Genomic DNA, 17,193 nt, shown 5'->3' with positions numbered 1-17,193 from the left:
TATTATGCTGGCAACGATCACGGATTTAAAACAGAAAATTACGCTTATTCAGGACAGTGGCATCCAGTTTCTGGACTTCGCTTTAAAGCCACAATTCGATACCGAGCTGCCAAATAAATTTGTTCGCAAAAGCGCTAATGGCCCACTACTACGCCTGAATTACCATCCACATAATGGTAAATATTCGCTAATGGTACCCGGCTCAGCCCCAGAGATTGTTAAACCTGAATTTAGCATCCCATTGGAACAATCGCTGAAACTGCTGAACAAAATTTGGTTGCCACTGCCCTTCTTGCGTTTTAATCCGCCACGCACCTTTGTTAATGGGCCTGATAATTGGGCCAGAGTACAGATTTTAGTGTTAGATACGCCAGATCAAGATGGCAATACCTTACGTGTCACCATGGCATTTGATACCAAAGTCTATCCTGAAGGCCATGCTAATGAATATTTGGCACCTAATGAAAATGATGTCAAAACCGGATTAAGTTTCGCACTGGCCTACCATAATGAAGAATTGGCAGAATTCCTTGATTTAACCTGGGTTGATGGCTGGTTGCGGGAGGTTTTTGTCCAACAAGCATCAGAGCAGGAAGAACGCACCGAAAGGCATATCAGTGTGTCGCTGCGCGAATTCGAATATCAGGCGCACTATCTTAATTTACTGGAATTACTTGGCAGCCAAATTGGGGTGCCAGAAATCAAAATCAATACCAGCACCCTACAAGAACCTACCGTTAATGTTGATTTGATCCTCGATGTAGGCAACTCACATACCTGCGGTATCTTAGTAGAAGATCATGCTGATGAAAGTAATGGTCTGAAACAGACGTACGAATTACAAATTCGTGATTTGAGCGAGCCTCACTATCTGTATAACGAACTGTTTGAAAGCCGGATTGAATTTGCACAAGTTAAATTTGGTAAACAGAACTTTTCGGTAGAAAGTGGCCGTGATGATGCCTTTATCTGGCCCGCAGTTATCCGCGTTGGGCGTGAAGCCAGTCGCATGGCATTGCACCGTTTGGGCACCGAAGGCTCTACTGGCATTTCCAGCCCACGCCGCTATCTGTGGGATGAAGAGACCTATGCTGCGGGCTGGCGCTTCAATGAAACACAAACCACACTGGCACATGAACCGCTGGCTACTGCGTTGCCGTTGACCAATCTGGTCAATGATGACGGTCAACCGCTCTATACGGTGCCAGTAGATGAACGGCTCCCGGTATTTTCACCACATTATAGCCGCAGTTCATTGATGACATTTATGTTGTCGGAGCTATTGGCGCAAGCGCTGATGCAAATCAACAGCGCGGCACAACGTTTGAAAATGACCCATGCCAATGCCCCACGGCAATTACGCGCCATTATCCTAACGCTGCCTTCCGCCATGCCAAAACCGGAACGCGAGATATTCCGCCGCCGGATGAATGAAGCCATTGCCTTAGTTTGGAAATCCATGGGTTGGCATCCGGCTGATGATAACTTTGTGTCTGCGCAAGACCGGGCCAAAAGCCAGGTACCCGTACCAGAAGTACAGATGGAGTGGGATGAAGCGACCTGCGGTCAGATGGTTTATCTGTATAACGAGACACAAGTTAACTTTGGTGGCCGTACCGCAGCTTTCTTTGCCAGTATGGCGCGGCCCGATAAACAGCCTGAAGCGGGCGAAATTGCAGGGAAAACCTTACGTATCGCCTCTATCGATATTGGCGGTGGCACTACCGACCTGGCAATTACGCAATATTGGCTTGATGACGGTATTGGCAATAATGTCAAAATCAGTCCACGCCTGTTATTCCGTGAAGGGTTTAAAGTGGCTGGTGATGATATTTTGCTGGATGTTATTCAGCTCTATCTTTTACCTGCCCTTCAGGCTCGCCTTAAAAAAGCGGGTGTTACCAATACTGATGTCTTGATGGATAAATTATTCGGTAATGATGGCCGCATGGATGGGCAGTCAGCCCTACGCCAGCAAGCTACATTACAGATATTTATGCCCGCCGGCCGCGCTATTTTGGAAGCCTACGAAAACTTTGATCCCCTAGATGCCAGTGCTGAGATAGAAGCCAGTTTCGGTGAGTTATTACCCCAACTACCGACCCAGAAAATTCTTGATTACATTAACAGTGAAGTCCAGCGTGAACTGCCAGCGGATGCCGAATCATTTGATATTTTGCATGTCCCGTTGGTTTTAAAGCTGAGCAAATTGCACGGTGAGTTTTTATCTAACCGGATGAGTATTACGCAAAATCTGCGCTCACTGTCGGAAGTGGTTTCACTCTATTCTTGTGACGTGCTGTTATTGACGGGGCGCCCTTCGCGCTTCCCTGGGATTCAAGCGCTATTTCGCCATCTGCAACCTCTGCCTAACAATCGTATTCTCTCGCTGGATGGATATCACACCAGCGATTGGTATCCCTTTAACAAGCATGGTCGCATTGATAACCCCAAATCAACTGCCGCAGTGGGTGCGATGCTGTGTTTGCTGGCTCTCGACTTACGGCTGGCCGGTTTTTACTTTAAAGCGGGTGATTTCCAACCTTATTCGACCATTCGCTATCTCGGAATGTTAGACAGTAGCGATGCCCTGACTGATGAGAATGTCTACTATCGCGACATCGACTTAGATAGCAGCAATTTTGCTTTACCATCCGATGCTCATTTTCAGGTTAGAGGGTCGTTATGTCTTGGCTTTCGTCAGCTCGATAATGACCGTTGGCCTGCCTCGCCGCTTTATACCTTATCCATTGTGGATCAGGAACTGGCACGCAAAGTCGCGGGTGACAGCGTATTGCATGTCAGACTGAAATTAGCAAAAGGTGACAAGCAGAATGACGATGGTCAGGAACGGTTTGAGATAGCAGATGCCGTGTTGCAAGATGGTAGCCGTGTGCCATCCCATCACTTACGCCTCAAGCTGAACACATTAGCCAGCAATGGCTCAGGATCAACCCATTATTGGATTGATAGTGGGAGTGTATTTAGAAAATGAAATCATTAATCACCCAACCGCTTAACCGCCAGCTTCAGCAAGTCACGCAAGGCATTGATCAAACAATTGATTGGATTAGCAATGTGCGCCAACACGCCATTCGATTGGATATTGAGGCCGACCTTCTGGCTATCAAACTACGGCGCAATCGCAATAAAGCACGTCAATTAGCGGAAACGGCCCTAACGGGCATTAGCATCGGTTTTTTTGGGCAGTCATCTGCCGGGAAACAGCATCTGATATCAGCGCTGGCGGCTAATGAAAATGGCCGTTTGGAAACCACGCTAGGAGGGAAAACCCTCGATTTTTGGCAGCAAATAAAGCCGGGCTATCAGGCCAGCGGGCTGGTAACACGCTTTAGTCATCAAGCAGTTACCAATCATGAAAACCATCCGGTGCAGCTTTCTCTGCTCAGTGAAGTGGATATTGCTAAAATAGTTGCGGGTGCTTTCCTGCTTGATAATCATCAGGATACCCACCGCCAGGACACGCGTGAACACTCACTGGATGAACAGCATATTACTGATCACCTACAACAGCTTGTGATGCGCAAACAACCGCTCGCCATCGCAGGTATCAACAGTGATGATGTTATTGGGCTTTGGGATTATCTGGCTCGTCATGATGCACCGCGCCAAAGAAAGCTGGAAACCCATTTCTGGCCAGTGGCTATTGAACTGGCCCCCTACCTGAGCATCGAAGATCGCGCCCTCTTATTCTCATTGCTGTGGGCAGAGTTACGCCCGTTGACCGATGCTTACCGCCATTTCGCTTATACCTTGCAACATGTGGGCGGCGCGACTCAGGTGCTGTCACCACTGAGCGTATTAGTGGACGATACTCTGCTGCCCGCCAATGGCATTATGAATGTTGCAACACTCAATTCTCTGAACACGCCCGCAGATAGTCACATTCAAGTTATGCCATTAGTAGATGATAATGCGGGTGATTCAGTGACGTTGTCACTTGCCGAGTTAACATTCTTGGCGGTTGAGTTACATATCCCGTTGACCACTTCTGCGCGTAAAACTGCATTTGAATCCATCGATTTACTGGATTTTCCTGATTTTAATGAGCCATTCGACGCGCCAGAATGCCTTGAACACCCCCCATATCCGCAGGCCATTTTGCTATCTCAAGCTAAAAATGCCTATTTACTTGACCGCTACACGGATAAACAGCAGATAAACCTGCTGTTAGTCTGCAATGCGGCAGGTAAACGTTCAGAGGTCAAAACTGTTGGTAAGGCACTGGATTATTGGGTTAAACAAACACAGGGCGAAAATGCGCAGATCCGTTCCCGGCGGAATCCGGGGTTAATCTGGGCATTAACACCCTTTGATCAACGCGTCGTCTCAACACCTCAGTTGGTTGGTGCGAAAAATCACGACGAAGCAGTGCAACGCTATGTGGGTAATCCAGGTGATAGCTGGGGTTCCATGCTGGCATTGGATAAACGTGGCGTTGAACGGATGGTCACTTATCTGAGCCAGGAAATTTGTCGTGATATCAAAACAGAGCGGATAACCGAACAACTTCATGAGTTACAACGAGAATTGACCGATAATCTGCTTGCCGGTTGGTATCAGCCAGCAAACGGAGAATTACCGCAGAAACAGCGGATTGCTGAAACCTTGCTCAAAGCCCTACAAACCCGAACCGGTTTACACGGCGAGTTACTAGAGCGATTGCTCCCCTCCCGTGATGAGTTACGCTGCTTGTATCTACAGCAGCAAAGTCGTGCAACTGAATTGATCACCCCCGCAACCAATAACGAGCCTTTCAGTATTGGTATCGATATCGACTTATTCAGTGATCAACCCGCCTCACCAGTATTTCAAGCCACAGCAATGCCTGCGGCAAGCCATGATTATGAGACAGCCTATGCCGCTAGTGTGCAGCGTTACTGGATAAATCACCTGCGACTTCTGCCAGATAACGGCCCATTGATTGAATTGCTCGGTATCACCAAACCGACTATTGAGTTGTTGGTCGCAGAGCTTATTACCGCTAGCATCCGGCTGGATATTGCTGGGCAGTTAGTCACAATACTGGCAGACAGTGAGCAAGTTGGCCTGCACCGTGAAACAAAAGCCGACCGTCAGGTATCGCGCGCGTTGACCGTATTGGGCGATTTCGTTGCCTGGCTTGGTTTCTTACAAATCGAGGAAAGTCAGCGCCCTGATAGCCGAATTAATCGGGGATATAAAATTTTTGCCCAACCCCCTACATCAGCTTCGCCGTTGGGGGCATCGCAGCGATTAACTAAATTGGCACTGACCCCGACTAATAATACAGCATTTTATATTTATGATTGGTTAGTTGGCTTAGGTGAAATGATTATTCACAACGAGGGCTATTCTGCCGGCAGTGAAATAAACTTGCAGCATCGTGAACAGTTAGCGGCAATATTTTCGCTGATTAACCCGCAATTCCGGCCGTAAACCATCAATATCAGTGGCTGCTATTCCCCTTTAAATCAGCGGAATAGCAACCACCGCCATATTAAATTCAACCCATTGATTTTGAATCACTATCACTGACAGGTAATGCCCTAAGTACCACAATGCCGGGGGTTTTCTTCACATATTCCAAAAAAGGTGAGTCAACGACTTTATTATTCCCTCTCATTGATGATGCATTACGGAACATCGCGCCTTTCACGGTTCGGATAAATATCCCAGTATGAGTGACATCTAAACCTGAAATTGGGGTATAAATACCGATATAATCGCCATTTTTTAACCCTGCCACCACCGTAGCATCAATAAACTCTGCCGGAATATAAACAACATTACGTTCAATAACACTCAACTCGGGGATAAACTCGCCCCCCTCTTTTTTCTGGTTCAGATTCTTGAGAACAGTGCGGGCATGAGTACTTATTTGTGCAGTAACATCTTGTGCGTTTAAAGGGGTTCGCTGTGACCAGTCAGTAAAAAAATGTTTTCTGTGCAGGTAGCTGACATCCGCATCAGCATATCTTGTTCTGATAACTTGCTGCACAAACTCCGCCTTGCTTCCTGATTTTCGCAAGGCTTCAACATAATCCAGGTAGGTGAAACAGTCCAATCCACGGAAATCGATCACTAGCTGTTCTGGTTGCGTTGGCGAACCAATGAGTACATTTGCCTCATAAGGTGTACCTAAAAACTCAGCAGATATATTCGCAATAGCATCATTCACATTACTATAAGATCCTGTTTCTACCTTACTTTCTATAATACGGGTAATACGATTTGCGGTGTAATTATCGATACTAACCGTTTCATAAGGGGTTTGTTTCGCACCACATCCCGCGATAACTGCAATGAGAACTAAAGATAACGATTTATGCATAAGTCCCTTCTATGCCTTATCAAGCGGCTATTCCATACACACCCAAGATTTGTTACTTTAATGTTTAAATTTTAAACAAGGTATCAACAAGAGCAGATTAGCTTGTGCTGATTGGTATTCTGCGTGCTGGCAACCCAGGCGATATGATAAAAACCTCACCTTGCTAAAATGCCATCTACACTTTTAACAATTACCTTATTTTTCAAAATTTTAAACAAGAAAAGATTTGGTTACAGCTCATCTGCATGCCAATAGCACTGTGATCAATCTCAGATTTTTGCATTCTTATCATTCTGTTATCTTGTGCCTTTTGGCAAATCGTGTTTATCTTTTAAGGCTTATTACACTTATTGATGAGATACCTCGTGAACTATTCCACTGCCACTTTCAGTCTACAAAACACTGCGTATGTTAACGCAGTCGTAGTCGTTCGCGTGCTAGTGGTGGTGGTGGTCGGCAGCGCGCCGTAACGGGTACCGAATCCAAAAAGATTCCCAAACCCCGCCGGCGCCAGCCGAGCGGGGTTTCTTTTTTGCCCCACTCTGTTACCGCCGGCCCTGATGAAGGATATAACCATGCGTTATACAGGCGCCCAATTAATAGTTCGTTTGCTGGAGCAGCAAGGCATTACCACGATCGCAGGCATTCCCGGTGGCGCAGCGTTACCGCTGTATGATGCTCTGGGGCAAAGTGACATTATTCGCCATGTACTGGCGCGACACGAGCAAGGTGCTGGCTTTATGGCCCAAGGCATGGCCCGTGCCACAGGCCAAACCGCAGTCTGCTTAGCGTCCAGCGGCCCAGGGGCAACCAACCTGGTCACGGCAATTGCCGATGCCAAACTTGACTCAATTCCACTGGTTTGTATTACAGGTCAGGTTTCCTCCTCAATGATTGGCACCGATGCTTTTCAAGAGGTTGATACCTATGGCATGTCGATTCCTATCACCAAACATAATTATTTGGTTCGTGATATCAGCGAATTGCCTCGGGTGATCCCTGCGGCCTTTCGCATTGCCCAGTCTGGCCGGCCTGGGCCGGTATGGATTGATATTCCTAAAGATGTACAAACAGCAGAGATTGAGCTTGAGAGCTTGCCACTACCGGGCGTTGCCGATGAACCTTGCCCAATAGACCCACAGGCTATCGCGCAAGCAGCACAAATGATCAACAGTGCAGTACGGCCAGTACTCTACCTGGGTGGCGGCATCATCAGTTCACAGGCGCATCAGCAGGCAATACAACTGGCTGAACAGGCAGGTCTGCCAACCACCATGACATTAATGGCACTGGGTGCCATGCCCGTTGACCATCCATTATCCTTAGGGATGTTGGGAATGCATGCGGCACGCTCAACCAATTTGATCATGCAACAAGCCGACTTATTGATCGTACTTGGGGCGAGATTTGATGATCGTGCTATCGGAAAAGCAGAACAATTCTGCCCTGACGCCAGCATCATTCATATCGATATTGACCCTGCTGAATTAGGCAAAATTCGCCGCCCACACTTGGCGATGAATGCCGATATTAAGCAGGTATTAACCCACCTGTTGCCTTTAGTTGAAACACGTTCACGCAGCGAATGGCGCTCAACTGTCAGTGATATGCAGCGTGAGTTTCCGTTCAATCAACCCAATAGCACCAACCCGCTATGCCACTATGGTTTGATTCGCGCCGCGGCCGAAGCACTGGATGATGACACCATCATTACCACTGATGTGGGCCAACACCAGATGTGGGTTGCGCAGGCTTATCCATTGCATCGCCCGCGACAGTGGCTAACATCTGGCGGGCTGGGCACCATGGGATTTGGCCTGCCCGCAGCCATTGGGGCCGCACTGGCGAAGCCAGAGGCAAAAGTAGTGTGCTTTTCTGGCGATGGCAGCCTGATGATGAATATTCAGGAAATGGCGACGGCAGCTGAAGAACAACTGAACGTTAAGATTATTTTGATGAATAACCAATCATTAGGTTTAGTCCATCAGCAGCAGGAACTGTTCTTTGGTAAACGTATTTTTGCCGCCGACTACCCCTATCGCACGAACTTCATTCATATCGCGGAAGGATTTGGTTTCTCCACATGTGATCTGAACACGGCCAGCGACCCTTATGCGGCCTTGCATAAAGCCTTAAACCAACCAGGCCCAGTATTGATTCACGCACTGATTGATGTGGATGAAAAAGTGTATCCCATGGTGCCACCGGGCGCGGCAAATATCGATATGATTGGAGGGGAGTAATATGACGACTCAACAAATGGCAGTACAACCAGCATCAAACCTATCGGCTTCTGCGCAGGTGACTCTATTGCTAACGGTGCGCAACCACCCAGGCGTGATGTCCCATATCTGCGGGCTATTTGCCAGGCGCGCATTTAACGTCGAGGGAATTTTGTGTATGCCGTTGGCTGGCGGTGACGAAAGTCGCATTTGGCTGCAAGTCTTAGATGATCAGCGGCTGCTCCAAATGATAAGCCAATTGGAGAAACTGGAGGATGTGCTTCAAGTGCGCCGCTTCGGGCCTGAAATGCCTATCTTTAGCCAGGTAGAAGACTTGGTTGCCAATCAACGCTGACAGTCGTTGTAAACCCGTACTTCCGCTAACCGGCGGCAGTGCGGGCTAGCTGCATTTTAGGCTGGATTAACAGCAAATAAGGTTTCAATCTCAATATTTATCTCAGGTGAGAATAAACTTTTAACTTCAACCAAAGAGCTGGCTGGTAAGTTTTCACCATAAAATTGATACATCACATCACGTAAGGTACTTAGTTGGGAAATATCTGTCACAAAAAGCGTTATCTTAATAAGATCAGCGAAACTGCTATTTTCAGCCTGTGCAATATTAGCGATTTGATGAAAAATCTCCGTAGCCTGCTCGGCCATGCTTTTTCCTTGGGCTGCAGTACCGAACGCCGTCATACCTGAAATATAGAGTAATCCATTGTGTTGCACGCTGTGAACGTAAGCCCCCACTGGGTTAGCAATATGAGAATAGTTTTTACGAAGTAACGTCATATTTTAAATTCCTCTATAAAATTATTGAAAATAAAATCTTGCCCCACCCCGATGTCACCAGTATTCCATTAAAACTAAAACAATCAAGCATTGTAACTAATATAGAAGCATAAGTAACAGGCTGTTATCAATAATATATTGTTAACGGCCTTTTAAAATAAGATAGAGGGTTAATTACGCCAATAGTAATTTCTGTAATTCTGCCAGCGAACTGACTTGGTAGCGAGGCGCAATATTATCATCCGGCACACTGCCGTGCATATTAAGCCAGCAAGTATCGATACCTGCATTAATGCCGCCCTGAATATCTGAATGCAGATTGTCACCAACCATTAGAATATGTTCTTTGGCCGGGTTATTCATTAAATTGAAAGCATGCTCAAATATGGCAACATCCGGTTTAGCCACCCCGACTTGTTCAGAAATGATCAGCGGAGAAAAGACATTTTTCAGGCCGGTACGTTCCAAACGTATCGTTTGTAGCTCAGTAAAACCATTGGTAATAATGCCCATATTCACTTTACCACTCAAGGCATCAACCAACTCACGGGCACCCGGTAGTAGTGAACAGATATCCGCCATGGCGACTAAAAACTCACTGTTCAACCGGCTAGCTGCCACACCCAGTTTCTCTGCCCACATCTCAAAACGGGTGTTTTGTAATTCGCTGGCGGATATTTTCCCATCTTGATAATCAACCCACAATGGTTTATTAACCAATTGATAATAGTCGAAATCCTGCACGGAAAAATCCACGTTAAAGCGAGAAAACATCAGCTTTAATCCCTGATACGCATCAAAGTGAAATAATGTCTCATCCGCATCGAACAGTATCCATTGGTATTTCATTACTGATATCTCTCTGACATTTTTAGGCGCGCTATGGTAGCGACTATTCGCGTTCAGCTCAAGTTACACCGCGCCTATGCTTGGCTAATCATATTAGTAGTGCTGCTGATATATCACGGTTTATTGCAATAATTTCTTCGCCGGTGATCAACGGTGCATCAAACGCCGATAATACCTTGCGGTTTATTTCAATCAGCGCATCTTCAATTTTGATTTCCATATCTAACGCTATTTCGGTTAACTTCACCTTTTCCCAAGCATCACGTGAAATCAATAACTTCAAGAAGGTTGCGATACTATCAGGCAAACTGGCCGTAATTGCCGCCATTGATTGCGGATTAATCTCTTCCTGAACCGCCGCATCGACGGTTTCAGTAACAAACAGATTCTCAAGCAACGCCACTAATCTCTGGCTTTCATTTTTTAACAGATTAATGCGGTCAGTATCATTAATAACTTCAGCGGTCTGAGACGGCAGACTCAGCGTCATAGGTGTTGCCCGACTATCAAGATCGCTATAAACCAATTTGCTGTCTAAGGCAAAACGCTTATATACCCGTTCAAGAAATTTCACTTCTGGCGGTGTAATGGTTCCCTCCACTTGAATCAAATGTGCCAAGAAGCGAGCAATAGCCCGCCGATTATCCAGCGAGAGCGGTTCAAGGTTATTTTTCAATGCCAGCAGGGTATTGCTTTTCCTGATACCGGGTTGGAGATAGGCTTTCAGCCGCATACGTTGACCGGGGCTAAGATAACCCCAGGCATCAATATGCCGGGTCAATATCATGGATTCTGGCTCACCAATACGCCCATCGATCATCACCGCTGCACAAGCCAACTCCACCGCAAGCATAGTCACGCGGTACTCAGCAAAAGTTGCAGATTCAGCAACCATTGATTCAATAGGGAACAGTGCTACGGTATCTTGCAACACCGGTGTGCGGTTATCAGCACTGACATCAGGTTCAATACCCACTTGCAGAGAGGCGAGTGCAAAAGTTAATGCCATAACATGACTGCGAGATAAACGCTCTAACGGCTTGGTGCCACAGGCCGTGCTCAGCCGGAGAAAAAGTTCATCCAGCGTGACCATCAGCAACCCATAACCGACCCTCGTTTTAATACTCTCTAACTCGGTTTTTAATGCCTCTGACCACAACGGCGACGGCAGCAAGAGTTGTCCTTCCAGTGACATTTTTTTCTTTGGATTGACACTGGCAAAACGGTTATAGATGTCTAGATCATGCTGGCAAGATTCAAATATTGGTCTCAGTTTATCCCGGTGCGCTTTACACACAGCGACATTTGGCAGGTCTCCCATCTGCTGAAAGAACTCCTGCCCCATTAGGCCCGCAGAAGCAGGACGATAAAATATCAATAACTTGGTTCTATTGACGGGTAATAAAAATCCGTTTCCATACTGTTCACGATAACGCTGTTGAAAAAGTGAGGCGAAGATATCAGCACAATGCGCCATCGAAATATTCTGATTTATCGCCGGGTCAGCCTCGCCCCAGGCAAGCGCCCAGGCGGCGGGTAAAGGCTGCTGGTCAACAGCTAATTGCCCTAAACCAACCAGTAGCGCCAGTGGTAGCTCTGTCGATGCCTCGCGCGTTAAGGGCGGTGGAGAGAGATAGAGTTTCTCTTCTATATTCACTCGGGATATATAAACCAACAAATTCTGCGCATAATGATTAAATGCGTTATTTTTCCCATAAATATTTAGTAGGCGATTAATTTCTTCTTCAAGAATAGGAAGTTCTTTTTTCGCTACCGGGTCGATAGCGGCATCGATCAAAATCCGATGTTCCAAACCGTAAAAGAATAAGAAAACATAACCAATATGCACAAGAGGTGATTTACGTCCATCAGCGAGCCACTGTAAATAGGCCCTTCTCGCTTGTGGCGAACATGTCGAGTAATCAGGCGCATTATCAATCAGTGGCAGGGAGATATCTATTTCTTGTTCAGCAACATCCATCGATGGGTTAATAAATGCAGGTTCCGCACCGGTACGATTACTTTTGTATTTATTACCAATGTAAACCATGCCGTCGGGTAAATTTATTCCAGCCACAACCGCCAGCTCACCAGGACGTAACCAGGATGCGCGGGCCAAAGATCCTCGGGAGGTTTCGGTTTTTTTGGCTTTATCAACCGATGGGGGCTGATTCACACTGCTACCTTCAGGGGTATGTTCGGGTTCGAGCTGCGACGGGGTAATAGGATAATCGCCAAGATCAGGTATCGCTGCGGTTTTCTGCATATCGGCGTTAATAGGTAAAGAGACATGGCGCTTCGCCCCTTTAAGATTTTGCCATACAAAATACATGCATAAAATAGCCGCACTCAGTGCAATCCACACTTCTCTTGGGATACCTGTCATCAGCCCTAAAACGACTATCAGTAGGATAACCCAGCCGGTACCGGTAGATTTTCTCTTCGCCACGATGGTTTATCTGCCTCTATCTTAAAATAGTAATTTTTATTCTGCCCTTAATGGCAACTTTTAATAATTAATTCTTTTTTTACGCGTTTTTCACACAAATAAACCACGATAAAAAACTGTATAGAAAACCTACAAATTAAACTTAAGTGCAATTTATAGGTGAAATAATAAGTCAGTATTTTAATTTAATGCATCTGCCCAGTATAAAAACAGGCCAAAATGCGCAATAAATCAATTATGCCAGTTGATTATGCATTCAGCTAGCAAAGACTATGCAACCATTGGATAAACTCCACCGCTTTAGGTTTGTCCAGGGTTCGCTTGGGGTAAATTAAATAATAGGGTTTGGTAACGGGTAATTTATGTTCAGATAATTGAATTAAACTCCCCTCATCTAATTCTTTTTTAATCAAATGTTGTTGGCCCAGTAAAATACCGTTCCCCGCAACTGCCGAATCAATCGCCATGGAGGTTAAATTGTAGGTTGGCCCCCGATTAGGGAGACACTCATCCAGCTTTGCCGACAGCAACCATTCATGCCAATCCGGTAAGAACTGCCCTTCTTTGCCCCAATCAACATGTATCATCGGGTAGATAATGTTGTGCTTACCATCCAACCACGGGGCGGTTAATAAGTGTGGACTCGCAACCGGAAAAACCCAATCCTGAAATAGTATTTCTTTCTCTTGCTGGGGATAATGTTCATCACCAAAAGCCAGATAGAAATCTGCCGCAGTACGATTGAAATCAACCACCCCGTGAGTAGCATGAATCCGAATATCCACATCAGGATATTGGGCTAACCACTGCTTGAGATGTGGATTAAGCCATCGGCTAGCCAAGGCGGGCAGTGCTGAGATATTTAATGATATATTGTCTTTATCCCGCGCCATACTCTGTTGTGCCATGCGTAATGTTTCAAATGCCTGCTGTACATAAGCTAAATAGGCACTACCTTGCGGGGTCAGTTCAACGCCTGACTTCGAGCGGGCAAATAATTGAATCCCCAGATGTTGTTCTAACTGACGTATTTGCTGGCTAACAGCCGCTGGGGTTAACGATAGTCGCGCAGCCGCGCTGGCCAGACTGCCAGTATTTGCGGCTGTTTCAAATGCGAGAATGGCTGTTAACGTTGGCAAACGGACAGCCTTTAAACTATTCATAACAACCTCCCTTATCCATAACACATTATCTTGATACCGATAGCCAAACTTAACCTAACAGTAACGTTTTATTGTTATTCCAGTTACAAGTAATCCTATACAGTTAGGAATAGAAACCAAGCAACATTTAGCACTACTGGGAGGATACATGCAGAAGCTCGCCGAAATTATTAATATGGAAGCCAATCCAATCAACGATGCCATGTTCATAGCACAGTGCAAGAATACGTTAGAAACATGCGGTGCCTTGGTGCTATCAAACTTCTTGCAGCCCCATGCCCTGAGAAGTATCAAACAAGAAGGCGTCAGTCATCAACATCGCGCTTACTATGCGGCTAATCAGCATAACGTTTACCTGACCAAAGCAGATTCTGCCTTTTCTACCGATCACCCTCGCAACCGCTTGGTTACTTCTTCAAAGGGTTGTATTACCGACGAAGAAATCCCCACTGATTCAGCACTGCGAACCTTGTATAACGCGCAAAATTTCCAAGATTTCTTGTGTGCTGTATTGGATGAAGAACAACTCTACCCCTACGCCGATTCACTCTCTTCAATTAACTTACACTATGCCAGTCAAGGCCAAGAGTTAGGTTGGCATTTTGATAACTCGTCATTCGCCATCACCTTATTAGTACAAAAACCACACGCTGGCGGCGTTTTTGAATATATCGAAGAGATGCGCGATGCCGATAAAGGTGAGATGAATTACTCTGGCGTGGAACGGCTATTAAACCAGCAGATCACACCCAAAACATTGCAAATTGAACCTGGGGATTTAGTGTTATTTCGTGGAAGAAATGCTATTCACCGTGTCACGCCGACACAGGGGGATATTACGCGAATGCTAGTGGTATTAGCCTATAACGCCCAGCCCGATATTGCGTTATCCGAAACAGCCAGAATGACTTTTTATGGCCGTATTTAGTTTTCAGTAATTTTGTTTTTACTTAACTGCCCTGCGGGCGTCCTTGCCCGCCAATAACATACTAATTCCCTGCCAGCATACAGTATTAAACCACCCCAGTGGTTACGCTAAAATGGCGACTCTCTCCAGGAGATAACATCAGTAAAGTGCCCTTCTCTTTTGCTGCCAAATACCCTTCCGGGCGGCAAGTTGCGGGTAAAATAAATGCAGCCACTTTCTGATCACCATTATGTAAAATCCAGCGAGTAGCATAATTAAACTGTGCAGTGGAAAATCGAGTCACAAAACGATGCCCTTGTGGTGACAACATAAAGAACTCCGCATTATCAACATATTGCGCAAGATTATCGGCAAAGAATACAATCTCCGGATCGTAAAACTCCGCTTCATTTAAATCGGTTAACCCTTGGGTTCTTTCCCGTAATTGCTGGGTGTAGTGCAGCCATTGCGGTGTAGGGTGAACATGCGCCGGAACTGTCTCACGCAATTTCAGCGCGGACCCTGGCAAGTTTTGACGGAAAGTGGCTCCAGGGATATAGGTGTAATTCATATGGCACATATACTGCAAAGGCATCGGCATACTGGATAAGTTAGTCACATTCATCTCAATATCGAACTGTGCACTAGCGGCCCTGAGCCTGACCAGCGGTTGCGCGCAATAATGATCACCAAACCCTTTTACATATTCCACACTGCCTGTGACGGCAAGTGTCTCACCATCAATAAGGAGCCAAGCGTGGTCCATTTCAGCACAAGGCATTTCACCGTGTAATACATGGTCGTCCTCAGGTGATGGGCAACCATTACGGCGTAAACCTGAGTGGAAAGCAAAACAACCGTAGGTATCGACAATGTTTTCGCCACGCTTAGGCTGAGAAAACATGTTCTCCATTTTCAGGTTGTGCCCATCAAATTCCGCATCCCAAATCATTTGGCCGTAATAAGGTAAAACGGTCACATACCCACGGGAGTTAACAATTTTCAGCGCTTCAATACCTGAGGCATATTTAAAACTGATGACAGTAAAATCACTGCTGCTGTAAATTTCTTGCTCTTGACGACTAAACTGTTCACGGATTAGCGTTATTTTGGCGGTCATTTATTGTTTCTCCCGGTTCAATTAGGACTCATTATTTGCCAATGTTGCCGCACTTGTTCGTTGTTTATTGCGCAGTTCACCCCAAAAATAGAAACCAACATAGGCAAAGCACAATAATGAGACAACGAAAGCATGTTGCATTGATCCAAGATGATCAGACACAAACCCTTGTAATGCCGGAACCACTGCGGCCCCTACTATCGACATCACAATAATGGCCCCAGCCACTTCGGTATATTTGTTGTCCACTGTATCCAGGGTGCCAGCATAGATAGTCGCCCAGCATGGTCCAAATAAGACGCTGACAAATACCGCTGCATATACCGCAGTAAAATTGGGCACGGTTACGACATAAAAAAGCGTTAGTGCACCTAAAATAGAATAGGCAATTAACACTTTTTCAGCTTTAAATCGTGTCATCAGGAAGTTGGCCACAAACTTACCAATAAAGAAGCAAATAAAACTGTAAATCATGAAGTTCGATGCATCTCGCTCATTAGATGCGCCCAGGTTTAAGGCCAGACGGATCGTAAAAGACCATACTGCGACTTGCATACCCACATAGAGGAACTGCGCCGCAATTCCTTTTTTAAAACGACTGTTCCCTGCCAAATATTTCAAGGTTTCTTTTAATGACGGTGAAACTACTTTTTTACCGCTATCACCTTGTGGTTTGCAATGAGGGTAACGAGTAATAACAAATAACAGCATCACCAGCAGCAGAACAAAAATCAGATACTTATAAGGCTCCAATGTATGTTCTAACATCGTAAGACGAAAAGCATGAATCTGCTCTGGCGTCATCGAGGCCATTTGATTGTGTAAACTATCACCTTCCTGAAACACCAGGTACTTGCCGAGGACTATCCCCATCAATGCGCCGATCGGGTAGAAAGTTTGGCTGATATTAAGCCGTAAAGTAGCATAGTCTTTATGACCGATCATGGAGCTGTAAGTGTTAGCCGCAGTTTCAAGAAAACTTAAACCAATGGCAATGGCAAAAATAGCGGCCAGAAACATAGTATATGTTGCCATATGAGATGCTGGATAAAACAACATACATCCGACAATATAAAGTGTTAACCCGATTAATATAGCAACTTTGTAGCTGCTTTTTTTGATAACCAAAGAGGCTGGAATAGCAATCAGAAAATAACCGCCGTAAAAGGCGCTTTGTACTAATGCGCTGGCAAAATCACTAAGCGCAAATACGCTTTTGAATTGAGTAATTAAAATATCATTCAGACTGGCTGCACATCCCCAAAGCGGGAATAAGCAGGAAAGCAAAATAAATTGGAATAATGGTGTTTTATTTAAATAGCCATCTGGCAGTTGAACGGTATTAATACGCATT

General features: G+C 45.7%; 13 protein-coding genes. 6 read left to right on the top strand and 7 right to left on the bottom strand.

Annotated elements, in window-relative coordinates; genetic code table 11:
* The first annotated feature begins 4 nt into the window (after positions 1–4).
* A complete protein-coding gene (locus A6J67_RS14600; RefSeq protein ID WP_050296976.1) occupies positions 5–2,995 on the top strand; it encodes a virulence factor SrfB in 2,991 nt (996 codons plus the stop codon).
* The gene (locus A6J67_RS14595) at positions 2,992–5,439 is read left to right on the top strand and encodes a putative virulence factor (RefSeq protein ID WP_050296977.1); all 2,448 of its coding nucleotides are present in this window, start codon (positions 2,992–2,994) and stop codon (positions 5,437–5,439) included. Before A6J67_RS14600 ends, A6J67_RS14595 begins: the two co-directional genes overlap by 4 nt.
* A gap of 67 nt (positions 5,440–5,506) precedes the next feature.
* Here A6J67_RS14595 and A6J67_RS14590 read toward each other — a convergent pair whose 3' ends face one another.
* Positions 5,507–6,334: a DUF1460 domain-containing protein gene (locus tag A6J67_RS14590; RefSeq protein ID WP_050088293.1), complete on the bottom strand. Its 828-nt coding sequence runs from the start codon at positions 6,332–6,334 to the stop codon at positions 5,507–5,509.
* Positions 6,335–6,699: 365 nt separating this feature from the next.
* Between A6J67_RS14590 and A6J67_RS14585 the strand changes: the two genes are divergently transcribed.
* From A6J67_RS14585 to ilvN, 3 genes are all read left to right on the top strand, one after another.
* Entirely contained in the window at positions 6,700–6,804 is a 105-nt protein-coding gene (locus tag A6J67_RS14585) for an ilvB operon leader peptide IvbL (protein WP_226715415.1), read from the top strand.
* Between the two features lie 105 nt (positions 6,805–6,909).
* Positions 6,910–8,577 carry an acetolactate synthase large subunit gene (gene ilvB, locus A6J67_RS14580; protein ID WP_050073340.1) on the top strand — a complete coding sequence of 556 codons (1,668 nt, stop codon included), beginning with the start codon at positions 6,910–6,912 and terminating at the stop codon, positions 8,575–8,577.
* A 1-nt stretch (position 8,578) separates the two neighbouring features.
* Positions 8,579–8,911, top strand: coding sequence for an acetolactate synthase small subunit (gene ilvN, locus A6J67_RS14575; protein WP_005184279.1), 333 nt, complete (start codon positions 8,579–8,581; stop codon positions 8,909–8,911).
* 56 nt (positions 8,912–8,967) lie between these two features.
* Here ilvN and A6J67_RS14570 read toward each other — a convergent pair whose 3' ends face one another.
* From A6J67_RS14570 to A6J67_RS14555, 4 genes are all read right to left on the bottom strand, one after another.
* On the bottom strand, positions 8,968–9,351 hold the full coding sequence (locus A6J67_RS14570) for a RidA family protein (protein ID WP_050296979.1): 384 nt from the start codon (positions 9,349–9,351) through the stop codon (positions 8,968–8,970).
* A 174-nt stretch (positions 9,352–9,525) separates the two neighbouring features.
* Complete coding sequence (gene yjjG, locus A6J67_RS14565) at positions 9,526–10,200, bottom strand: pyrimidine 5'-nucleotidase (RefSeq protein WP_005184285.1); 675 nt, start codon at positions 10,198–10,200, stop codon at positions 9,526–9,528.
* A gap of 88 nt (positions 10,201–10,288) precedes the next feature.
* The gene (locus A6J67_RS14560; RefSeq protein WP_050073344.1) at positions 10,289–12,649 is read right to left on the bottom strand and encodes a TerB N-terminal domain-containing protein; all 2,361 of its coding nucleotides are present in this window, start codon (positions 12,647–12,649) and stop codon (positions 10,289–10,291) included.
* A gap of 260 nt (positions 12,650–12,909) precedes the next feature.
* Positions 12,910–13,812, bottom strand: a complete 903-nt coding sequence (locus tag A6J67_RS14555) for a LysR substrate-binding domain-containing protein (protein ID WP_050073345.1) — start codon at positions 13,810–13,812, stop codon at positions 12,910–12,912.
* A gap of 148 nt (positions 13,813–13,960) precedes the next feature.
* On the opposite strand from A6J67_RS14555, the gene A6J67_RS14550 reads away from it, so the two are divergent.
* Complete coding sequence (locus A6J67_RS14550; protein ID WP_005184292.1) at positions 13,961–14,740, top strand: 2OG-Fe(II) oxygenase; 780 nt, start codon at positions 13,961–13,963, stop codon at positions 14,738–14,740.
* An 85-nt stretch (positions 14,741–14,825) separates the two neighbouring features.
* Here A6J67_RS14550 and A6J67_RS14545 read toward each other — a convergent pair whose 3' ends face one another.
* The gene (locus A6J67_RS14545) at positions 14,826–15,839 is read right to left on the bottom strand and encodes an aldose 1-epimerase family protein (RefSeq protein ID WP_050073346.1); all 1,014 of its coding nucleotides are present in this window, start codon (positions 15,837–15,839) and stop codon (positions 14,826–14,828) included.
* 21 nt (positions 15,840–15,860) lie between these two features.
* On the bottom strand, positions 15,861–17,192 hold the full coding sequence (gene fucP, locus A6J67_RS14540; protein ID WP_042569789.1) for an L-fucose:H+ symporter permease: 1,332 nt from the start codon (positions 17,190–17,192) through the stop codon (positions 15,861–15,863).
* Position 17,193: the final 1 nt, after the last annotated feature.

The sequence above is a fragment of the Yersinia sp. FDAARGOS_228 genome, assembly GCF_002073315.2.
Taxonomy (GTDB): Bacteria; Pseudomonadota; Gammaproteobacteria; order Enterobacterales; family Enterobacteriaceae; genus Yersinia; species Yersinia intermedia.
The sequence above is the reverse complement of the archived record's forward strand: the minus strand, read 5'-3'. Positions and strand labels throughout refer to the sequence as shown.